The organism is Paenibacillus urinalis (genome assembly GCF_028747985.1).
Taxonomy (GTDB): Bacteria; Bacillota; Bacilli; order Paenibacillales; family Paenibacillaceae; genus Paenibacillus; species Paenibacillus urinalis.
On sequence record NZ_CP118108.1, the window covers coordinates 4277232 to 4298978 of the forward strand.

The window sequence follows — 21747 nt, forward strand, 5'->3', positions numbered from 1 at the left end:
GTTTTTTCTACTATTTCTCTTGAACGGCCTTTCGGTATACGTCCATATACTGCTCAGCTTTGCGACGGACATGAGTCATATCGCCGGTCTTGACGGCCTCTGCTGTCAGATCTGAACCGATTCCAACGGCGACCGCTCCTCCCTTGATCCAGTCTCCCAGATTGCTTAATGACACTCCCCCGGTTGGCATAAAATTCGCTTGCGGAAGCGGGCCCTTCATCGTTTTGATAATCGAGGGATCGTATACATTCCCCGGGAATAGCTTAACGACATCTACACCAAGTTCCAAGGCCGACTGAACCTCGGCAATCGTCATCACTCCCGGCAGGATAGGGACACGGTACAGATTACACAATTTGACGGTCTCCGGATTCAAGGCTGGGCCTACGATGAACTCGGATCCTGCCATAATCGCAGCGCGAGCAGATTGCGGCTCCAGCACCGTCCCAGCCCCAATGATGGCAAACTCCTCTTCATTTGCTGCATTCCAGGAATATTTCTGGCTCAAACGCTCAATTGCCTGCAGAGCTCCAGGTACGGTCAGTGTGATCTCAATGACTTTGATGCCCCCTGCAATTGCCTGCTCTGCCATCTGAACAACCTGATCGGCTGAATCCGCGCGCAGTACCGCGACGACACCTTGCTCAAACATCTTATGTAGCAGCTCTAATTTTTTCATTGTTCTCGATTCCCCTTCGCATGATTAATGAATGGATTAACCTAATATAATTAGTTAGCGTTCAATATGGTGGGCATTGCTCAGCTTGGCCTTAACTTCAGCCGCTGTCGGAAGCGCTTCCCAATCTCCTACAGCTTGAACCATCAGGCTTCCTGTCAGACTGCCAATACCTGCGGCCTCTACAGGATTCAAGCCTTGCAAAACACCTGATAAAAACCCTGCCCCAAAACCATCGCCTGCGCCAACGGTATCTATAACTTGATCCGCTTTGACAAAGGGAACCTCCTCTACAGATCCCCGCTGCAGTACGTAGGTCAGCTCCGGGCCACCCTTAACAATGGAGACGGCATCAAGCTGTTTTAATCGATCTAATATTTTATCCGTATTCTCTTCCTCATAGAGCATCTTCAGTTCGTCCAGCCCCGGAAGAAAATAATCGGCCTCTTGTGCAAGGGACAGCAAGACCGGTCTTGCCTCTTGAAGTGTCCACAGCTTCAGCCTCAGGTTAGGGTCAAAGCTAACAAGCACACCTGCCTGCTTGGCGATCCGAACAGCTTCAAGGACCGTCTCCCTGCTGGATTCACTGATCGCTGCAGTAATACCTGTAACATGCAAAATTTTCGCTCTTGAAATGTAGTCAATATCAAGGTCAGAAGGCGTCATCTGGCTTGCAGCAGAAAATTTACGATAATAATGTACAGAAGATTTGCCCGGCACATTTTCTCTGATCATGAGTCCTGTAGCTTCACCTTCGCTCAGCTGAGCACGGGAGACATCTACACCTTCGCCGCGAATAGCCTTATATATCATCTGGCCCAGTGCATCGTTACCCAGCCTTCCAAACCAGCCTGCACGGTGACCCAGTCTCGCCAGACCAATCGCAACATTGCTCTCAGCCCCGCCAAAGGATTTGGACAAAGTGCTCGCATACTCCAGTCCGCGTGTATCCTGTGCCGTAAACAAACCCATACTTTCACCGAACGTTATGACTTCAGGCGAAGAATATTCCGTTTGATTTCCCATACCAATTCCCTCCCTCTCTCTTGTACCCTTCTTCATTTCCATTTAGGTGCGCATACTTTCAAATTCGTTTACTTATTCCATTGTTATCATCCATGGAACCGTTGTCAATCAACAATTCATATGTTTTTCCACAGAATATAACAAGCTGTTCATCGTCATGGTTTACTTTTCCGTTGACTATCCAAAATTTTCAAGTTTTATCCGTTTCATCTATTTTTACTCGTGGTAAGTACAAGCATATCCTTAACACCATTTTAAGAAAGAGGAGTGATTCATCCATGGCACAAACGCTGAAAGGAAATCGCCCCAAGATGACCCGTGCAGAAGCTGGGCGCCTCGGAGGAGAGGCAACATCCAAAAAGTATGATCGATCCTTCTATCAAAAAATCGGACGTAAAGGCGGCGAGACCACATCAGAAAATCACAGCTCTGACTTTTATCAAGAAATCGGCAGCAAAGGCGGAAAAGCCACTGCCAGCTCTCATGATCGGAGCTTCTATCGAGAAATCGGCCGAAAGGGAGGCCTTCGTTAGGATTAAAGTCCCCCCAGAAATCACCTTAAATTTGTAGAAATATGACGTGATCTGTGATAGACTCATTTAAATTAGATTCTTACTATTAGCTCTTTAAAGCAGCACAGAAACAGTGACCGTTCATCATTTCGTGCATACTGCTTTCACATGTGCAGTTCAAATGCTAATCCATATTGATTCTTGGGGGGAAACAGACACCATGGCACCAAAAAAAATGCGTTCAGACATGATTAAAAAAGGTTTTGACAGAGCGCCGCATCGAAGCTTGCTTCGTGCAGCCGGGGTAAAAGAAGAGGATTTCGGCAAGCCATTTATCGCCGTATGTAATTCATACATCGATATTGTACCAGGTCATGTTCATCTTCAGGAATTCGGAAAAATTGTAAAAGAAGCTATTATTGAAGCTGGCGGCGTTCCATTTGAATTCAACACGATCGGTGTTGATGACGGGATCGCAATGGGACATATCGGTATGCGTTATTCACTGCCAAGCCGTGACATCATTGCCGACTCCGTTGAAACGGTCGTATCCGCTCACTGGTTTGACGGAATGGTCTGCATTCCGAACTGTGATAAGATTACGCCAGGAATGCTGATGGGTGCTCTTCGTGTAAACATTCCGACCATCTTCGTCAGCGGTGGACCGATGAAAGCGGGTCGGGACAAGAACGGACGCGCATTGTCACTGACTTCTGTATTCGAAGGTGTCGGCGCTTATCAAGCCGGCAAGATCGATGATCAGAGTCTGCTCGAGCTTGAACAATTCGGCTGTCCGACTTGCGGGTCCTGCTCCGGTATGTTCACAGCGAACTCCATGAACTGTCTTGCTGAAGCACTAGGACTTGCGCTGCCAGGGAATGGTACTATTCTGGCCGTTGCGCCTGAGCGTCGTGATTTTGTTCGCAAATCAGCCACTCAGCTGATGGAACTGATCAAGCTCGATCTAAAGCCGCGTGATATCGTAACACCAGAAGCAATTGACAATGCCTTTGCTCTGGATATGGCGATGGGCGGTTCCACCAATACTGTGCTTCACACATTGGCTCTTGCTCATGAAGCCGGCATTGAATACCCAATCGAGCGGATCAATGAAGTCGCGAACCGCGTACCGCATTTGTCCAAGCTCGCTCCTGCTTCTGACTATCATATTGAGGATGTGCAGAACGCAGGCGGTGTAAGTGCCGTACTAAACGAGCTGCTCAAGAAACCGGGCGCACTTCATGCAGAGAACATTACGGTTACTGGTAAAACGTTACGTGAGAACGTAGAGAATTCCCCAATCCTGGACGAGAATGTTATCCACAGACTGGATAATCCGCATTCCGAACGCGGTGGACTGGCCGTTCTCTTCGGTAATTTGGCTCCAGAAGGGTCCATTATCAAGGTTGGTGCCGTAGATCCATCTGTCGGCGGTTATCACAAAGGCCCTGCCATTTGCTTCAACTCTCAAGAAGAAGCTCTTGAAGGCATTGCCAACGGCAAAGTAAAAGAAGGCCATGTTGTCGTTATCCGATACGAAGGACCAAAGGGCGGACCAGGTATGCCAGAAATGCTTGCTCCAACTTCCCAAATCGTCGGTATGGGTCTTGGTGCCAAAGTCGGCTTGATCACGGACGGACGTTTCTCCGGTGCATCCAGAGGAATCAGTATCGGACATATTTCTCCGGAGGCCGCTGAAGGCGGACCGATCGCCTTTGTACACGATGGAGACCTCATTGAGCTTGATCTCAATAACCGTAAGATCGAGCTGCTTGTCAGTGAGGAAGAGATGGAGCGTCGTCGTGCCGAAGAATGGACCGAGTTTGAACCAAAAGTGAAAACAGGTTATTTGGCTCGTTACTCCAAGCTCGTTACCAACGCCAGCAACGGCGGTGTCCTGAAAATATAATACTGCACTTCTAAATAAAAGGGATCCAATGCGTGAATGGCATTGGATCCCTTATTCTTTTCCCGATAAATGAATAACCTATTATGCCACAGGCGGAGTACGCGTTAAATCCGCACTACCACCTGCTAATGAAATATCTTCTTCTTCTGAATAGCCAGTCTTAGCCAAGCTTCGTTGGTCATATACGGATTCTTTTTTAGGCTTCAATCCGTCACCGAAACGGTCAAATAAAATATCCATCGGCATTATGATCATTTTCGGAGTCATCTGCTGGCTGCCTTCTCTTAATCTGCCTTGACCTTCCGGATGTATTACACTCAGCAGTATTTTTAAATACACTGACGTTGAGGCCGCAAACAAACCGCGCGGGAGATCCAGCACCGAGAATCCAAACTGCTCGGGTCCACGATTGATCATGCTGACCCCGTATAATGCCTTCGCATTAGCCACTTCCGGATCGAGGGCTGCAATCTTGACGAGATCCGGCAGCTGCTTCTCCATCGTCCGAATCATACGGATAGCGAGATGAACAGAAGTTTTTGAAGAAGTTCCTAGCTGATACAGCTTTTTATTATCAAAATGAAGTTCTATGATGTCGTCTCCTTTTTGCAGGGAGTGACCATCTGGCAGCTCAATGGCTTTACCTTGATAAGGGCGCACTCGATAATGCAAGAATGGATCTTGAGGCGTTATCGTCTTCAGCTTGGTAATCATATGGAATATCTGCTCCCAACCGAGCCATGCCCGAACCACTAAACGTTTAAAAATTGACTGAATCTTCATAACTGCCTCCCTTCCCGGTATTGGCTGCTTAGCTGCATAATGCTGGGATATCATATCATCGATCCGTATACTTTGAATATCTCGGTGCCTTGCCTCTGACAGAACCCGATCCAGTGCAATGAGCATTTGAGCCGGTGCATGCCGATCTGCTCCTGGTGTCGTTCCACAATCATGAAGCACCATGACCTCACCGCCCCGCAGCTTCTTCAGCATCCGCTCTGTCAGTCGATCTGCTCCAACTCGTTCTCTCCAATCACCGAACATGCCCGACCATAATACTATGCGATGGTGATGCTTCTTGGAGAAATCAAATAAATTGGTAATTCCCCACGGTGGACGGTAATATAGTGCATGAGATCCAGTAATCTTATAAATGATGGAGCCGGTTCTTTCTATCTGCTGACGAACAACTTTGGGCGTCATCAGCCAATTGGTCTGATGTATATAATTGTGGATCCCAATCAGATGACCTTCAGCGTGCATTCTTCTTACCAGCTCGGGGTTGCGCTCCGCATGTTCACCCACAACGAAAAAGGTGGCCTTGGCTTTATGTTTCTTTAACAGATCAAGCAGCTGCGGCGTGTAGTCAGGATCCGGCCCATCATCGAAAGTTAATGCAAAATCCTTGAGATTCCTTCCGCGTCTGAATACTCGAAATCCGAATAAACGGCTAATTAAACTAGGTATAAATGCATAAAAAGATGTAATGTAAAAGAGCAACAGCAGCAAGTTCTGCATAACGGTATTCCTCACTTTTTTAGACTCGTAACGTGTGGTTGTAAGACGTACATTACAAAATCTTAAAAACAACACTAACTATTATTTTATCATATTGTGAATAAAATGAACCCTTGATTTTAAAATTAACGTATACTTCCTAGATAGGAGAATTACACACTTTTTAAAAGGAGTCGTTGTTATAATATGCTTCCTCTTTACAAAAAATATTGGCGAACCGCACTCGATGTCGGATTAATTGCGCTAACCGTATTTCTGATCATGTTTGTATCAAGCCAGCTGTACCAGATTGCCGCACCCGTATTTTTATCTTTTCTTGTATTTGTCATTATTGAGCCTTTGGCTAAGTTTCTACATAAAAGAGGCTTAAAGAAAGCCATAGCGTCAGCCATTTCGGTACTTCTGTTCGTAGCTGTTCTCCTAGGCTTCTTCTTCGGACTAGGCGTAATCATCGTATCGTCCATTACTCAATTCCAGGATAATATCCCGGCATATATGGCACTGATCCAGACCCAATTCACTCAGCTGCTCGAAATGTTTCAGACCCAGTGGAATGCATTGCCGGCAACCGTGACTGACCAAATTAATCAGAATTTTGAAAAAGTAACGGCAGCCCTCTCCTCCTGGGGCGCAGGCTTCCTTGGGTACATAGTCGGTATGCTGAGCTCCTTCTCCTCGTTTATCGGAAATTTTGCAGTAGCGATTATACTGGCTTTCTTCCTGAGCGTCGAGTTTGATATGTGGCGGATGATCACCAAAAGAAAAGCACCCAATACGCTTAAGCAAGCCTATCTGTTCTTGAAGAATCATGTATTCAAGGCAATTGGAGCTTATCTTAAAGCACAGCTTATACTCATCTCCATTACTTTTGTGCTTGTATTGATCGGTCTCATTATTCTTGGAACCGGAAACGCCCTTACACTTGCACTCATCGCAGCGGTACTGGATCTGCTGCCGCTGCTCGGGGTACCTGTTATATTTATTCCGTGGAGCATTTATTTGTTCATCGTGAGTGACGTCGGTACTGCAGTTGGCTTATTAGTAGTTATGGGTGTGACTATGCTCGTAAGACAACTGGCTGAGCCAAAAATATCAGGCAACTCCATCGGGGTAACGTCTGCCTATCTGATGCTGTCCTTTATGCTGATCTCGCTCTCGATCTTCGGCATTTCTGGCGTCATCCTCTCCCCAATCCTGCTCATTCTGATTAAAGAATTGTGGCAGCAGGGGTATTTGCAGCGCTGGATCCGATTGCCTGAGGACGAATTCCAATCTTCTCCTTTTGCCGTGGATGATCAGAACAACAGAAATTGATATTGAATTCAAAAAAAGGATAGCAGGCACGCAATAGCATGCCTTGTCTATCCTTTTTTCGTACGTGGAATTTATAATTCGCTCCGCTTCTAATCCGAAGTACCTGCGAGAACATCCATAACCTGCTGAAAAAGCGCTGTGGCTTTATGTTGAGAATGAACCGACTCATTTTTCACCAGAACGGCTACCGCGTACTTGGGATGATTTACGGGTCCATATCCGATAAACCACTGATTATTCTTCTCCACGCCATTGTGCAGCACCTGAGCCGTCCCGGATTTGCCGGCTAATGGCCAAATGGCCTGCTGCAAACGGATGCCTGTCCCTTTCTCGACAACCTGCTCCATATAGGATCGCAGCTGTTTAGCGGTCGAGCTGTGAATCTGAATGGAAGAAGCTGCGAGCTTCCCAGATGGGATCAAGGACTGGTCTTTAATCTCAGCAAGGAGCTTGCCATCCGCATAATGAATCTCCGATACAAGCTTGGGGGAGAGCATCTGACCTCCATGGAGTACTGTAACGATCATATTAGCCGCCTGCAGCGGGGTAATCTTCACATCTCTTTGACCAATGGCCGTCTGGATCCGGATTCCTTCATCGTTCTGCTTCAACATATCTGCCGTGTGAAAAACTTCTCCTGCGTCCTCGTGATCAAACATTCTAAAATCCTGCAGGCCCAGGTAATGCTCCCGATGATAGCCTACTTGCTGTCCAAGCCCCAGAGCATGGGCTGCTTGCAGAAGCTGGCTCGAGGTAAGCCTTGAAGCCACCTCTGCAAACGCAACGTTGCAGGACCCGGCAAAAGCTTCTTCAAATGTAATCGTACCATGCCCTTCTTTTTTCCAGCAGGCCAGACCATACTTACCATAATGACCTGAGCAATGAAATGTTTCTGTTGAGCTGACAGCCCCTTGCTCCAAAGCTGCGGCTGCTGTGACCAGCTTGAATATAGAACCGGGAACCGCCGCCATGGTAGCCTGATTGACCGAACTGCCGTCATCAAGGTGAATATCTGTTGGATTATAAAAAGGACGCGATACCATTGCCCTTACCTCGGCATGATCCGCATCCAGTACAACGACTGCTCCTTCATTCACCTTGGCCTCAGTGGTCAGCTGTTCCAGCTTCTGCTGGAGGGACAAATCTATCGTCGTTTGAATATGGAGCGGATATTTGGGATTATGCGGTGCAATAAGACGTGGACCCATGCCTTCTACCGGCTTCTTGTGACTATCTACCATATTGGAGACAATCGTTGGACCAAGCCCCTTGAGCAAAGGTTCAAGACTTCTCTCTAAACCGGCTGCACCTGTCTTTACATTAAAAGGATCCTTGACTTCAAGCTTTACAACCGGCTTCTCAGCATCAGGAATTTCGGATAGATAGCCAAGCCACTGCATTCCATTCTCCTTCAAGGCGGAATAACGATCCATATAGGGCAGAGCCTGAACATCCTCCAGCTGCAGCTGACGAATTGCCTCAATTTGTGCCTCGCTTAACACCATCGGTTCTCCTGTGGACGATTGCCAGTACTCAGGAGAATGAAGCGATCTCCATTTCTCCCACAACTCACTTGAGTCTATATTCAATATATGAGCCAATTTTCGATGCTGTTGTTCCTGTTCTGCATTTAGCTTATCTTCTAACGGAAATAAGACCGGAATCCATATCAGCTGCCCCGTAATCGGCTTGTGATTCCGATCAATAAATTGACCTCTGCCTGAATCCAGCACAATCCCCTGCTCACGCTGTAGCACGGACATTTGCAGCATCGTTCGTTCAGAATGGTCTAAGTGGTGATTCACCTGAATGAACTGAATATACGCAAGACGTATAATTATAGCTGCAAATACGATCAGCATCAGGAATAAGGCGTAAAATATTCTTTGTTTTCGAAGCAAATTCATAGCTGCCGCCTGCCTTTGATTCCTTAGTTAAGATTTGTACAAAAACCTCATTTACATGCTATTATCTCCCTTTCCGATCTGTCCAAAACCTATCTTTTTATTAAGTTCATCTCCTCAGATATGAAAAAACCTCCGTCCTGTTGGACGGAGGAAAGTAAAATCATTCATCTGTTAAATGATAAAGATTATATACGGAATGCTGATAATGTATCTTTTAGCTCCTCGGATACGCGTTCCATCTTGTTCGATAGCTCGACGAGCTGGTTGCCGACACTTTGCTGTTCACTGCTGAGGGATGCAACCTCCTGCGATGTAGCAGAGGACTGCTCCGCTACAGAGCTTACACTCATCATCGTTTCAGACAGTGTAACCTGGGATTGACTCAGCGCATCGATGGAAGCGGACGTTTCGGTCAGCTTGTTCACGAACATCCCCATCTGTTCTTCTACGGTTTGGAAGATCTCGCCTGTTTCCTTCACTGCTTGAATCTGTTCCTGGAAGAGCGGGTATGCCTCCGACAATGCAGCTACCGTCTCGTTCATTTCGTTCATAATCCGATCCGTCATCTCGGCAACCATGTCGATCGATTGCTTCGATTGATCTGCCAATTGCCGCACCTCTCCTGCTACTACCATGAAGCCTCTGCCTGCGGCACCTGCTCTTGCGGCCTCAATTGTTGCGTTGAGCGAGAGTATGTTCGTCTGTCTTGCAATATTATGGAGAACATCCAGAATGCCCAGAATGGATGAAGTGCTTGATTTGAGTGTATCGACTTTTGTAACCAACGCTCGAATCATCTGCTCGCTTTGTTCCGTTTTGCCTAGCAGCTCACCAAGATACTTCGTACCTTCCTGGCTCGCCCCTTCAACCAGTCTAGCGGATTGGTCAAGCTCCTCGTTGGTTCCAACCACCTTCTGCATCTGTGTTGAGATCAGCTCCGTCATCTCACTGCCTCTCTCTGCCTCGGATGCCAGGTTCGTAGCCCCACCTGCAATTTGCTCGGTTGCGATCGCTACTTCAGCTGCTGCTGCAGCCGTCTTCTGTGATGCAGAGCTAAGCTCAGATGCCGTCAGCAGCACATCCTCTGCCGTCTGATTCGTCTGATTCACGAGCTTCGTAATCTGTTCCATCATCAGATTGAAGCTCTTGGAGAGCATCCCTATCTCATCTCTGCTCTTATGTGTCGTACGCACCGTCAGATTGCCCTTCGCTCCTTCGAACATCAGATCCTTCAAATTCACCAGCGGCTTCGCAATCATGCGTACCATCCATATTCCTAGTAAAATAGCGAGCAGCAAGGAAACAATCGCAACGATAATCGTTGTAACGAGAATCGACTGTGCATCCTTAACCAGCTCAACCACCGGAATCATCCCAATAATCTTCCATCCGGATACATCAAGTGTGTTATAGACTGCCAGAACCTCTTCATTCTGACCATTGATGGTATTTCTTGCATCTGTGGCGCCTGCTTCCTCCGTAATTTCGGAATAGAAGGAGAGCTCGGTTTCTTGGCCTGCCCGGTCAGGAAGGGTAGAAGCAACCACAATGCCATTCTCAGAAATCGCTTGAGTAACTCCGTTCTCGCCCAGATTTACAGTCTTTAGTTCGTCTTCAATGGCACTTGCCTTAATTTCGATAATGATGATATAAGTACCGATACTGGCATTTACATTTTTAAGAGCTCTGGCCATTCGATATGTATGTTCCTGTCCAGATTCTGCAGCTGTAGTTGGCAGCCACATGACTCCTCCTGCTTCGAGTAGGGTGTTAAACCATTCCTCTTCACGAACACCACTCATGGTTGAAGCTGCTCCAGTGCTGATTACAGGAACCTCTTCATTCTTATGAATAATGGTCATTGAAGCTACTGTTGCATTTGTAAACTGCATATTTGTAAGCGACTCGCTTAACAGGGACGTTGCCTCAAATCTGTCAAAATCGGATATGCCCGTGCTGAGCAATGTCTCTAGATTACTTTGAATATGGGTATCGAAAAAGATCTGTGTCGATAAATCTACATAACGCTCCATAATCAGATCAAGCTTTTGACCCACTTGATGTATGGCTTCCTGGTTGGCAACTGAGGCCGTTTCTTTGATGGTCGATTTGGCCGTTTGATAAGACAGGGTGCCTAGTCCAAATACGACAAGCAGGATGGCAACCATAAAAATGAGAAATAATCGTACACCTACTGAACGCAATGGATTAAATTTTAATACTTGCTTCCAAGATAGGATTGAAGCCAGTTCAAGTTTCTTTTTATCCTTTTTTTGGATCTCCTCCTCATGTTTACGCTTTCTTTTTTTCACTGGATTCCACTTCATCTTTTGTTCACCCACCGTAAAGAATTATCATAGCTATGTAAACTTCCTAGTATTATCTATTATTTCGACAAGTTTCTTCCAAAACCTTTGCTTTTTTGAGAAATAAACTATAACTTTTTTCCTAGATTACTATTAAAAAAAAGCCCTCGTCTGCCGATATACGAGGGCTTTGGTCCTGAGTCTTATTTACTTCCTTTTGCGCATCATGTCAAAATAAGCTACAGGCTGGTCCACTTTCATCTTAATGTATTGCAGCGGATGGCGGGCTGCCTCCAGCTGATTTCCTGCTTCATCATAGATTTCGGTTACCTTCTGCTTGAAGAAGGTTCCGTTCGGACCAAAAAATTCGATCTCCGTGCCTGGCTTAAAGTAATTCCGCTGCTCAATCGTTGCCAACTGTGTCTGTGGGTCATAGTCCATGACAAGTCCGGCAAAATCATACGGAACTGCCTTTTCTTCCGGCTCATAAATATGATCCTCATGATCTGGTGTATCGTAGAAAAATCCAGTGTTCAGCGGACGATTGGCTGCCTTCTGTATTTCCTCGAGCCACTCTGGCTTCAGCACATAGTTATCCGGATCTTCCATATAAGAATCAATCGCTTGTCGATATACATTAACGACCGTCGCTACATAATGAATGGATTTCATTCGTCCTTCAATCTTGAACGAGTCAATTCCTACATCAATTAAGTCTGGAATATACTCTAGCATGCACAAATCCTTGGAGCCCATTGTAAAGGCCTGATCCTCTGAATTGTACAGCGGAATCTGATTGACGCCCAGCTCAAAATTTTGAAGCACACGGGAGCTCTGCATATCCTCTTCAGATACCCAAACCCCCTCCTCGCGTACATCTTCAAACAGATCGTATTTCCAGCGGCAGGACTGGCAGCAGCCACCGCGGTTCGAGTCGCGGTCTGTGAAATGATTGGACAGCACACAGCGGCCGGAATAGGACGAGCACATCGCGCCATGAATAAACGCCTCAATCTCGATATCCACATGGCTCTTGATCTCCTGAATTTCCTCGAAGCTTGCTTCACGTCCCAGAACGACACGCGGCAGTCCTTCCTCTTTCCAGAACTTGACCGCCTGCCAGTTTACTGTCGATTGCTGTGTACTCAGATGCACTTCCATACCTGGTGTAACACGCTGTGCGATCTCTATAATGGCCGGGTCTGCAGCGATAATAGCCGCAATGCCTGCCTCGTACAGATTCTTCAGGTAAGCTTCAATCCCATCCACATCTTCGTTATGTGCATATATGTTCGTCGCTACAAAGACTTTGGCACCATATTTCTTCGCAAACTCTACACCTTCACGCATTTCTTCAAAGCTGAAATTATCTGCGTTTGAACGAAGGCCGTATTTTTGACCGCCAATATACACCGCATCTGCACCATAATGAATAGCAAACTTCAATTTCTCCAAATTTCCTGCAGGAGCTAGAAGCTCAGGCTTAGCCAACCGGTTACGCTTACCTGAATACTTCCGTTTTGATAATGTTTCCATTCTACCTATTCGCACCTCGAATCAATAAACTTGTTCTTTGTAGAAAAATCCAAAAGAAAGCTCACGCTCTGGGTCTTGCAGCTGACGCACTTCATCCAGCCATTCTTCCTTATAGGCATACTCAGATGGATCAGCAGTATAAGCATCTATCGCTGTACGGTAAGCACGGACAACCGCCTCATTATATGCCACACTCTTCAGAATCCCTTCAATCTTGAAGGAATGAACACCCGCCGCCATCAACAGATGAAGGTCCTCCATAATGCAGATATCCTCTGAGCTCATAATATGCGTGCCATTGCGATCCTCGTAAATTGGGAATTTCTCCTCCCGGCGCTCTGCTTCAATGAGGAACAAGCCTCTTGATAAGCCGAGATCTCCCTCAACCGGACGACCTTGCTGCTGCATGTAGCTTGCTACCAATTGACGCTTAGAATGATATATGTTCGTCATCCCGTGAACTTGAACCTGAGCTTCAACCTCAAGAAGATCTATCATTTCGGTAATTTCATCCATATTCAGTTCTCTCGCGAGTACAACCCGACTAGCACCTTTACGTCCCCAATAGTTTGCGGTTCTATAGTTGGTAGAGGTCATCTCTGCATTCCAGTGCAGCTTAAGCTGTGGTGCAAATTCCCGAACAGCACTTAACACGGATGGATCATTAAATTCAATTCCCTCCACACCGGCTTCCGCCAGCGCTCGTACATACTCCGGAATTTCAGACAGCACATCATTACTCATAATGTTGTTCATGGATACATAAATTTTGGCCTCATATACCTTCGCCATCCGTACCGCTTCTGCAATCTGATCCAGCATGAAATTTCCCGCAAGGCGCATTCCAAACCGTTCTTCCCCAATAACAACAGCATCCGCCCCTGCCTTCAGCAGGCGCTCTGCTTCCTGTAAATCACTCGCTGTGACAAGCAGTTCATAAGGCCGTGTCAAAGCCATCCCTCCGTTATTCCGCACTTTCATTACTTTTCTCAATATTGTCTAAATGCTCTTCATAAGTTTCAGCAAACAAATGCTCTGAGCTTCCATCCTTCTTGGTAACGTAAAATAAATAATCAGATGGCTTCGGTGTTAGCGCCGCTTCAATCGCACTCAAGCTTGGGCTTGCAATCGGGCCGGGCGGCAGCCCTTCATTCCGATATGTGTTATATGGACTTTCCACTTCAAGGTCCTTGTACAAGAGACGCTCCTTCTGCTTATCCAGCAGATATTGAACGGTAGCATCCATTTCAAGTCTCATGTCCTGCTCAAGCCGATTATAGATGACACCCGCAACTAACGGTCTTTCATTATCGACAACTACTTCACGTTCTATGAGCGAAGCAGCGGTAAGCACCTGATGAAGATTCAGATTAAGTTCCTTGAGCTCCGCATCCAGTTCGGGAATACCATTCAGTCTATCCTGCATTTCCGTCAGCATACGACGAATAATATCTTCCGCCGTACTATCTTTCTTCATTTCATAGGTTTCAGGGAATAAATATCCCTCAAGTGCATAGCGGTAATTCTCATTGTCCGGTATAGATGCCACCAGAGGAATGTCATTAAACAGCTCCTTGTCTTGGACAAGCTGCATAAAGATCTTACCGTCTGTAACTCCTTCATCCTCCAGCTTCTGCGCGATCTGCTTTAGGGTATAGCCCTCTGGAATAGTAAAACGCAGCATTTCTTCCTTTTGTACATCTCCACTATTAAGAGCCGTAATCATTTCATCATAATTCATTCCGGGCTGAAAGGCATAAGTGCCTGCTTGAAAGTTCGCACCTTGGTCATTCAGCTTCAAGTATGCTTTGAATAATAGAGCGTTTCGAATCAGTCCCTTATCTTCGAGAAGATCGGCGATGCCTGAAGTACCTGTCCCGGGTTCAATCGTGAAGACAACAGGCTCGTCCTTTGGAGCCACAGGCTTCATGGATTGCCATACATACAGTCCTCCTCCGGCTAACACAACAATAAGCAGGATTAGCACGATGAACCGTCTGAAGTATTTTGCTTTCAAAAAAAGATTCCACCCCTTCATAACTAAAAAGAGCGGACTGCTCCGCCCTTCCCATAATTCAATCCTAATTCTATATACTATGATAACATACAAATCAGGCACCTCGGTAGAGGTGCCTCATTCTAGCCTTCGTCATCTGGTAATGACCATTCATCATAGAGCTCGGCAATGTTCTCCCACTCTTCATCATCTTCAATCGTGATCAGCTCAGGAATTCCATTCTCATTGTACATGACCCGAAGCAGCTCATAATCATCGAACTTGCTCTTCAGAGCTTGCAGTACAACGTATCCTTGACCTAACACTTCGAACTCAGCGAGAAGCTCATAGGGAACCGACTTACCGCTCTCATCTTCCAGTTCAACCTCAGATCCAAATGTTTCTCTTAAGCGAGTTGTAACGACAAGATTCGCTCTTGAAAAAGGATATTCGGTCATCTATACATTCTCCTCGTCTTCTTCTGCCGCAACAAGGGTATTGAAAGTTTCTTCAACGATGGCCCATTCCGCTTCATCCTGAATCGTGAACAGTTTAATATCATCCCCATCTTCTTCATAACGGAATGCATATACCTCGGACTCATCTTCGTCCTCTTCCGCTTCTACAGGGACAACCATCATGTATTTCGCATCTGAACCATCGACGTCAAAGGTCATGATGACTTCAAATTCCTCATCGTTGCCTTCCTCATCGGTAATATAAATAATCTCGCGATCCTCGTCCATACCCAAACGATTATCCGTCATAGCTTAACGTCCCCCTCACCTTGTACTTTTGGCATCTAAATAATTTTGCAATATTAAGCTTGCGGCCATTTTGTCCACAACCTTCTTGCGCTTCTTCCGGCTGACGTCAGCTTCAACGAGCGTTCGTTCTGCCGAAACGGTGCTCAGCCTCTCATCCCACAGGTGAACGGGCAAGTCCAACATCTCCCGCAGCTTCTGTGCAAATTCCATGCAAAGCTCGCCGCGAGGACCTACGGTGCCGTTCATGTTCTTGGGTAAACCAACGACGATCTCACTGACTTCATTCTCTCGAACGAGCTCATGAATTCGTCCAAATTCATCCCCATCCCGGCGCCGTTCTATTACTTCCAATCCCTGGGCAGTCCAGCCAAAGGCGTCACTGATCGCGACACCAATTCTGCGGTCGCCATAATCCAAACCCAAAATCTTCATTCATTTCTCCTATTCTTACCGGTGATTGGCCAGATAAGAACGTACCAGTTCTTCAATCAGTTCGTCGCGTTCTTTTTTGCGGACTAGACTTCTGGCATTGTTGTGACGAGGAATGTAGGCAGGATCCCCGGAGATCAAATAACCTACGATTTGGTTAATCGGATTATATTCTTTCTCCAGTAATGAATCATATACCTTTAGAAGAATCTCTTGTGCAGAGGCTTCTTCCACATCACCCTTGACGTTGAATTTAACTGTCTTATCCATGGAGTCCACTTATGACACCTCGCTCCTGCATAAGGCAAGAGAGTAAACTCTTGCCATGCCGAATTGATTTCTTCTATATCATAACATATTTTGGCGCTTTGCAAATATATCAAAGAAAGTGAGTGTTTTAACTTTTTGCGGGAAGCCCCGATCGTTATCCTGCTACGAGCTGTTCCGCTACGCGGAGCGCTTCATCCAGTTTCGAAGCATCCTTGCCGCCGGCTTGGGCCATATCAGGGCGACCGCCTCCGCCTCCGCCGCATACACTTGCTACTTCTTTAACAATTTTACCCGCATGCAGGCCTTTTTTCACATGCTCCTGCGGTACGACAACGACAAAATTCACTTTATCCTCGTTTGCCGCTCCGAGCACAAGCACAGTGTCCGGCAATTTCACCTTGAGCTCATCTGCCAGTGTACGAAGTGCTTCCATTCCGGATACTTCCACTCGGGTTGCAAGCAGCTTGGTATCCCCATGCTGAACTACTTTATCCGTAAGCTGACCTGCTTCAATCGAGCTGAGCTTGCCTTGAAGAGATTCATTCTCACGTGTCAGCTCCTTCAGTTGCAGATGAAGCGAGTCAATACGCTTAGGAACATCGTTAAGATTGGATTTGAGCAATGCAGCGGATTGTTTCAGCAGATCCAGCTGTCCTTCCAGGTATTCATATGCGCCGCGTCCTGTAAGTGCTTCAATCCGTCTCACACCAGAGCCAATGCCGCTTTCGCTTACCAATTTGAAGAGACCAATCTCAGAAGTGTTATTGACATGACAGCCCCCGCACAGCTCGAGACTGTAGCTGCCCACTTGAACGACACGCACGATGTCTCCGTATTTCTCGCCAAACAATGCCATTGCACCCATAGCTTTTGCTTCATCAATAGATTTATATTCAATTACGACATCTAGTTGATTCCAGATCTGCTCATTTACTTTACGTTCAATGTCGAGCAGCTCTTCCGGCGTAATGCTTCCGAAATGGGAGAAGTCAAAGCGCAGTCGTGAAGGTTCGACCAAAGAACCTGCTTGATTAACATGCTCACCAAGCACTTCTTTTAGTGCCTTGTGAAGCAGGTGAGTTGCGGTATGGTTCTTCACAATCGCATCCCTGCTCGTCTTATCGACTTCGGCTTTGATCTTATCCCCTACGCGAAGCTCACCAGCTTCAACGTTTACGATATGAACATGCTGTCCAAGCGGTGCTTTCAGCAAGCCCTCTACTTTAGCCACAGCAGCTGCTCCGCGAAGAAGACCCTTGTCACTGACCTGGCCGCCGCTTTCCGCATAGAATGGGGTGATGTCAAGTACGACTTGGCACGTATCGCCTTCTCCTACTGCATCTACACTCACATCATTGTGAATAAGAGCAACCACCGTTGATTCTGTCACGAGGTCATTATATCCAACAAATTCACTTTTAACCGTCAGATCGGCAATCGCGCCGCCTTGAACCTTCATACTCTCATTCTCATGACGTGCAGAACGAGCACGATCCCGCTGCTCTTGCATTGCTGTATCAAAGCCTTCACGGTCTACAGTCAGGCCATGCTCTGCTGCATAATCCTCTGTGAGGTCAAATGGGAAGCCATAGGTGTCGTACAGTTTGAACGCATCTTGTCCGCTGATAACAGAGCGTCCTTCTGATTTAGCCTGTCCACTGATATCTGCCAGAATGGCAAGACCATCACTCAGTGTTTCATGGAAACGCTCTTCCTCTGTCTTCACCACTTTAGCGATGAATTCTTGCTTGTCGATGACCTCTGGATAGTATACACCCATAACGTCTGCTACTTGCTGTGTCAATTCATACATAAAAGGACGATCCAGACCAAGAACTTTGCCGTAACGCACTGCACGGCGCAGCAAACGGCGGATAACGTAACCACGACCTTCATTCGAAGGCAGCACCCCATCACCAACGGCAAACGCAACGGTACGGATATGGTCAGCAATGACTTTAAGCGCGACATCAATCTCTACGCTGTCATTGTATTTCACTCCGGCAATTTCTGCTGTCCGCTGAATCATTGGCTGGAACAGATCTGTGTCAAAGTTCGAATCTACATCCTGCAAAATCGAAGTCAAACGCTCCAGACCTGCACCTGTATCAATATTTTTGTTCGGAAGCGGTGTATAGCTGCCGTCTTTGTTATGGTTGAACTGGGAGAATACCAGGTTCCATACTTCCAGGTAACGCTCGTTCTCTCCGCCTGGGTACAGTTCTGGATCATTCTCGTCATTGCCGTAAGCTTCGCCGCGATCATAGAAAATTTCAGTACAAGGACCGCATGGACCTTCCCCGATGTCCCAGAAGTTATCTTCGAGCTTGATAATACGTTCAGCCGGCAGGCCGATTTTTTCATTCCACAGCTTATAAGCCTCTTCATCCTCCGGGTAAACGGTCACGGACAGGCGTTCGGGATCAAAGCCGATCCATTTCTTGTCAGTCAAGAACTCCCATGCCCAAGTAACAGCCTCTTCCTTGAAATAATCGCCGATGGAGAAGTTGCCGAGCATTTCGAAAAAGGTATGGTGTCTGCGCGTTTTGCCGACATTCTCGATATCGTTGGTACGGATACATTTCTGAGAATTGGCAAGACGCGGGTTCTCGGGTTTCACACGTCCGTCAAAGTACTGCTTAAGAGGCGCCATCCCTGCGTTAATCCATAGTAGAGATGGGTCGTTATGCGGTACAAGCGATGCGCTTGGTTCGATTTTATGTCCTTTGGATGCAAAAAACTCGATCCATTTGGAACGGATTTCACTAGCCTTCATAGTTCATAACCTCCAGTTTTTAAATGTATATCGATTAGCCTTCGCGCCTCTTGAGATACTCCGCTCCATGGTCAGATTGTTCTCCGATCGTCGTTGTTTCTGAATTTGATCAGAATAATTACCAGTGGTAAAAATTCAGAAACAAATACGAGCGCTTCGCTTCTATGAACAATTCTGCCCACTCCGCTTTGGACGTGTCCCACTGAAAAGGAAGAAGGCTAAAAAATAAATTGAAAAAAGGTTACTCCCGGTACGGGAGAAGTATCCGCAGAGAACAAAAAAACGCCCCTGATGAGATCAGGGACGAGTTATTCGCGGTACCACCCTGGTTATCGCTGCTGCTCATCATACGAATGAGAATACAAACGATCGCCTTGTAGAACCTGATAACGGTAGGTCAACCGGCGGCTTTAACCGCTCTCCGAAATTAGCTTTCCGCCGCTTCATTCCAGGACTCTTACACCCAACAGCTCATCGTTAACAGGAGCTGAAGGAGTCCATTCTCTGAGGGAACACCCTGACGTACTTGATTTCATCATTGAATTTACGATATAAACATACATAATTTATTATATCGTTCCAGAAAGTTCATGTCAACGCGGCCTTTGGGGAAAGGAAGAGCTGCACTTTTATTCAATTGTCTTCCGCTTGATATAGTATATAAAGAAATGCTGGAAGATCACCTTAAGCGCGGCAAATACAGGCACAGCTAGGACTAGACCGATCACTCCTGCCAGTTCTCCCCCGACAAGCAGCGCAAATATAATCGTCAGCGGATGCAGATGAAGCGTTCTGCCAACCACTTGTGGGGACACCACATTGCTCTCTAGAATTTGACACAGGGTGTTCACGATGACGACAAACAGCACCATTTTAAAGGAAATTGTAGATGCCATGACTACAGCCGGAGCAGCACCTAGAAAAGGACCCAGGTATGGGACAATATTAAACACACATACAACGCTCGCCAGAAGCAAGGCATACGGCATGCCAATGATCATATATCCAATGTAAGCAAATATACCGACAACGATGCATACGATAAACTGACCTCTTATATAATTACCGAGCGCCGTATCTATATCTTTTAAGAGCATGACAATGGATTTTCGCTGCGAACGCGGAAGATAGGAGACGACTGCTTTTTCCATGACATTAAAGTCCTTGAGCATGTAAAAAATCAGAAATGGAACGATAAATATATTGAAAATCGTATTGATCGTCGAGCCGATGTTATCCATAAAAGCCGAGATCCCTGTGGCCAAACGATTCTCCATTTGATACAGCCAACCATTAATACCGGATCGTATCCCCGGAGGCATGAAACCATTGTTCATATTATTCATTAAACTTTGGGCATGCATATTGAGCTCAGGCAAGTGTTCATTCAGTTGCTCAAGCTGTTCAACAAACATCGGAATGACATTCATCAGAATCACGACAAAACAGGTGATAAAAACAGCGTATATGAGCAGCACCGCTATGCTTCTAGGCACTTTACGGCCTCCGAGCATACTAACGACAGGGTTTAGCACATAGGATACGATTAAGGCAACAATGAACGGCGCGAGTATAGCTTTGAAAAAATCGTATATATCAAGGAGCATTGGCCGAAGCAGCCAAATAAAATATAAAATGATAAGGGCAAGTAATATGAGCAATCCGTATCGAAACAGCTTGCTGTTTTTTAAGTGCTCCACATCTGTCTCCTCCTCGGACGGGCTTATCCATGTAAGTATATGTAGGACCCTCACAATTTAATCCTGTACTCGTCCAAGAGACTTAAAAGGCACAACAAAAAAACGCTAACAGTATTTCCACTGGCTGAAATACGTTTAGCGTTTCATTTTTTCTAAATTTATCCCCTTCACATGAACCGACAGCTATGTATCCTTCTTCTAGAAGTCATGACTAGCGCGTGTTAGACCGTGCATAGAGGAAGTTGTTGGTAATAAGCTATTGTGATATTTGTATGCCAGGATAATCCTGTGCCATCTCATCACCAAAGAATAGATCATCAAGCGAGCTCAGCGTTCCATCCTCTTCTACTTGATACACTGACATCTTATCTCCGTTCACTGTCAGCTCAATAAAGCATCCCCAGCAATAAAATTGGTGTGAACCAATCTTTCCTATATCTTTGGAACTACAATTTGGACATTTCATTAACTTCACCTATCCGTTAGCAGAATATTAAACACTTAATACTGTCATAGCTTGAACTTAAGATCATATACTTGGTTACATATCCGCTCTCTTAATTCATTCTATACAGATGCTGCTCACTTGCAGTAGGAACGATAATGGCATGCTCGCCAAGCGTTATCTCTTCTACAAGAGGCAGCCATTTCCGGCCTTCCATCAAGTCAGTGACGAACCCGTCACTAATTTCGAGACTTATTATATGATTTCCCAATTCCTGGTCAAAATAAACATCGGTCACATGCCCGAGCATCAAGCCTTCCCTTGTAAGCACCGGCATATCTCTTAATTTATGATGACCTTTGGCGTAGCTATATTGTATGTCGTCAGCTTCCGTATGCCGGATCGCCTGTTGATTACGAATCATTACTGCATCCTCGCCATAAGCGACGATGTCTCCCCATTCAATCGTTTTGACCTTGCCCGAAAAAAGGGCTCTACCGTCTAACTCGATTCCACAAATCTTCCAGTCCTCTGTAAGCAAAAAATCAACAATCTTGCCGATTTGTCTGCCGACCGTTATATCATAAACGGCTAGACCTATCATCTCTTGAAGTTTCATGTCTGCTTGGGGGTATCCCTTCATCTCCTTGAATTAGA

Annotated in this window: 19 protein-coding genes; 3 read left to right on the forward strand and 16 right to left on the reverse strand. The window is 46.1% G+C overall.

Annotated elements, in window-relative coordinates; genetic code table 11:
• Window positions 1-10: 10 nt before the first annotated feature.
• Window positions 11-679: a bifunctional 2-keto-4-hydroxyglutarate aldolase/2-keto-3-deoxy-6-phosphogluconate aldolase gene (locus tag PUW25_RS19715; protein ID WP_047913283.1), complete on the reverse strand. Its 669-nt coding sequence runs from the start codon at window positions 677-679 to the stop codon at window positions 11-13.
• Between the two features lie 54 nt (window positions 680-733).
• Window positions 734-1702 carry a sugar kinase gene (locus tag PUW25_RS19720; RefSeq protein WP_047913284.1) on the reverse strand — a complete coding sequence of 323 codons (969 nt, stop codon included), beginning with the start codon at window positions 1700-1702 and terminating at the stop codon, window positions 734-736.
• Window positions 1703-1980: 278 nt separating this feature from the next.
• On the opposite strand from PUW25_RS19720, the gene PUW25_RS19725 reads away from it, so the two are divergent.
• The gene (locus tag PUW25_RS19725; protein ID WP_047913285.1) at window positions 1981-2235 is read left to right on the forward strand and encodes a KGG domain-containing protein; all 255 of its coding nucleotides are present in this window, start codon (window positions 1981-1983) and stop codon (window positions 2233-2235) included.
• A gap of 199 nt (window positions 2236-2434) precedes the next feature.
• Window positions 2435-4123: a dihydroxy-acid dehydratase gene (gene ilvD / locus PUW25_RS19730; RefSeq protein WP_047913286.1), complete on the forward strand. Its 1689-nt coding sequence runs from the start codon at window positions 2435-2437 to the stop codon at window positions 4121-4123.
• Between the two features lie 81 nt (window positions 4124-4204).
• Here the strand turns inward: ilvD and PUW25_RS19735 are convergent, their stop codons facing one another.
• Window positions 4205-5644 carry a polysaccharide deacetylase family protein gene (locus tag PUW25_RS19735; RefSeq protein ID WP_047913287.1) on the reverse strand — a complete coding sequence of 480 codons (1440 nt, stop codon included), beginning with the start codon at window positions 5642-5644 and terminating at the stop codon, window positions 4205-4207.
• Between the two features lie 186 nt (window positions 5645-5830).
• On the opposite strand from PUW25_RS19735, the gene PUW25_RS19740 reads away from it, so the two are divergent.
• Window positions 5831-6958, forward strand: coding sequence for an AI-2E family transporter (locus PUW25_RS19740; protein ID WP_274337439.1), 1128 nt, complete (start codon window positions 5831-5833; stop codon window positions 6956-6958).
• A gap of 89 nt (window positions 6959-7047) precedes the next feature.
• Here PUW25_RS19740 and PUW25_RS19745 read toward each other — a convergent pair whose 3' ends face one another.
• The 13 genes from PUW25_RS19745 to PUW25_RS19805 all read right to left on the reverse strand — a co-directional run bounded on the left by PUW25_RS19745 (window position 7048) and on the right by PUW25_RS19805 (window position 21709).
• Window positions 7048-8865 (reverse strand): peptidoglycan D,D-transpeptidase FtsI family protein, encoded by a 1818-nt coding sequence (locus tag PUW25_RS19745; protein ID WP_205054846.1) that lies wholly within the window; start codon window positions 8863-8865, stop codon window positions 7048-7050.
• 185 nt (window positions 8866-9050) lie between these two features.
• Window positions 9051-11192, reverse strand: a complete 2142-nt coding sequence (locus tag PUW25_RS19750; protein ID WP_205054848.1) for a methyl-accepting chemotaxis protein — start codon at window positions 11190-11192, stop codon at window positions 9051-9053.
• 186 nt (window positions 11193-11378) lie between these two features.
• Entirely contained in the window at window positions 11379-12707 is a 1329-nt protein-coding gene (locus PUW25_RS19755) for a peptidase U32 family protein (RefSeq protein ID WP_047913291.1), read from the reverse strand.
• Window positions 12708-12728: 21 nt separating this feature from the next.
• On the reverse strand, window positions 12729-13658 hold the full coding sequence (locus PUW25_RS19760) for a peptidase U32 family protein (RefSeq protein ID WP_047913292.1): 930 nt from the start codon (window positions 13656-13658) through the stop codon (window positions 12729-12731).
• A gap of 13 nt (window positions 13659-13671) precedes the next feature.
• Entirely contained in the window at window positions 13672-14724 is a 1053-nt protein-coding gene (mltG, locus tag PUW25_RS19765) for an endolytic transglycosylase MltG (RefSeq protein ID WP_274520942.1), read from the reverse strand.
• A 122-nt stretch (window positions 14725-14846) separates the two neighbouring features.
• On the reverse strand, window positions 14847-15161 hold the full coding sequence (locus tag PUW25_RS19770) for a DUF1292 domain-containing protein (RefSeq protein WP_047913293.1): 315 nt from the start codon (window positions 15159-15161) through the stop codon (window positions 14847-14849).
• Window positions 15162-15470, reverse strand: coding sequence for a DUF1292 domain-containing protein (locus PUW25_RS19775; protein WP_047913294.1), 309 nt, complete (start codon window positions 15468-15470; stop codon window positions 15162-15164).
• Window positions 15471-15485: 15 nt separating this feature from the next.
• A complete protein-coding gene (gene ruvX, locus PUW25_RS19780) occupies window positions 15486-15902 on the reverse strand; it encodes a Holliday junction resolvase RuvX (protein WP_047913295.1) in 417 nt (138 codons plus the stop codon).
• A gap of 15 nt (window positions 15903-15917) precedes the next feature.
• The gene (locus PUW25_RS19785; protein WP_047913296.1) at window positions 15918-16178 is read right to left on the reverse strand and encodes an IreB family regulatory phosphoprotein; all 261 of its coding nucleotides are present in this window, start codon (window positions 16176-16178) and stop codon (window positions 15918-15920) included.
• A 145-nt stretch (window positions 16179-16323) separates the two neighbouring features.
• Window positions 16324-18945: an alanine--tRNA ligase gene (gene alaS / locus PUW25_RS19790; RefSeq protein ID WP_047913297.1), complete on the reverse strand. Its 2622-nt coding sequence runs from the start codon at window positions 18943-18945 to the stop codon at window positions 16324-16326.
• A gap of 629 nt (window positions 18946-19574) precedes the next feature.
• A complete protein-coding gene (locus tag PUW25_RS19795; RefSeq protein WP_047913298.1) occupies window positions 19575-20645 on the reverse strand; it encodes an AI-2E family transporter in 1071 nt (356 codons plus the stop codon).
• 256 nt (window positions 20646-20901) lie between these two features.
• A complete protein-coding gene (locus PUW25_RS19800) occupies window positions 20902-21111 on the reverse strand; it encodes a hypothetical protein (protein ID WP_047913299.1) in 210 nt (69 codons plus the stop codon).
• Window positions 21112-21202: 91 nt separating this feature from the next.
• Entirely contained in the window at window positions 21203-21709 is a 507-nt protein-coding gene (locus PUW25_RS19805) for a PRC-barrel domain-containing protein (RefSeq protein WP_047913300.1), read from the reverse strand.
• Between the last annotated feature and the right edge of the window lie 38 nt (window positions 21710-21747).

Excerpts from the sequence above, each read along its gene's own strand:
- ilvD (WP_047913286.1), top strand. The coding sequence starts at position 2,435 with ATGGCACCAAAAAAAATGCGTTCAGACATGATTAAAAAAGGTTTTGAC.
- PUW25_RS19740 (WP_274337439.1), top strand. The coding sequence starts at position 5,831 with ATGCTTCCTCTTTACAAAAAATATTGGCGAACCGCACTCGATGTCGGA.
- PUW25_RS19770 (WP_047913293.1), bottom strand. The coding sequence starts at position 15,161 with ATGACCGAATATCCTTTTTCAAGAGCGAATCTTGTCGTTACAACTCGC.
- PUW25_RS19805 (WP_047913300.1), bottom strand. The coding sequence starts at position 21,709 with ATGAAACTTCAAGAGATGATAGGTCTAGCCGTTTATGATATAACGGTC.
- PUW25_RS19735 (WP_047913287.1), bottom strand. The coding sequence starts at position 5,644 with ATGCAGAACTTGCTGCTGTTGCTCTTTTACATTACATCTTTTTATGCA.
- ruvX (WP_047913295.1), bottom strand. The coding sequence starts at position 15,902 with ATGAAGATTTTGGGTTTGGATTATGGCGACCGCAGAATTGGTGTCGCG.
- PUW25_RS19720 (WP_047913284.1), bottom strand. The coding sequence starts at position 1,702 with ATGGGAAATCAAACGGAATATTCTTCGCCTGAAGTCATAACGTTCGGT.
- alaS (WP_047913297.1), bottom strand. The coding sequence starts at position 18,945 with ATGAAGGCTAGTGAAATCCGTTCCAAATGGATCGAGTTTTTTGCATCC.
- PUW25_RS19755 (WP_047913291.1), bottom strand. The coding sequence starts at position 12,707 with ATGGAAACATTATCAAAACGGAAGTATTCAGGTAAGCGTAACCGGTTG.
- PUW25_RS19750 (WP_205054848.1), bottom strand. The coding sequence starts at position 11,192 with ATGAAGTGGAATCCAGTGAAAAAAAGAAAGCGTAAACATGAGGAGGAG.
- PUW25_RS19725 (WP_047913285.1), top strand. The coding sequence starts at position 1,981 with ATGGCACAAACGCTGAAAGGAAATCGCCCCAAGATGACCCGTGCAGAA.
- PUW25_RS19800 (WP_047913299.1), bottom strand. The coding sequence starts at position 21,111 with ATGAAATGTCCAAATTGTAGTTCCAAAGATATAGGAAAGATTGGTTCA.
- PUW25_RS19775 (WP_047913294.1), bottom strand. The coding sequence starts at position 15,470 with ATGACGGATAATCGTTTGGGTATGGACGAGGATCGCGAGATTATTTAT.
- PUW25_RS19715 (WP_047913283.1), bottom strand. The coding sequence starts at position 679 with ATGAAAAAATTAGAGCTGCTACATAAGATGTTTGAGCAAGGTGTCGTC.
- PUW25_RS19745 (WP_205054846.1), bottom strand. The coding sequence starts at position 8,865 with ATGAATTTGCTTCGAAAACAAAGAATATTTTACGCCTTATTCCTGATG.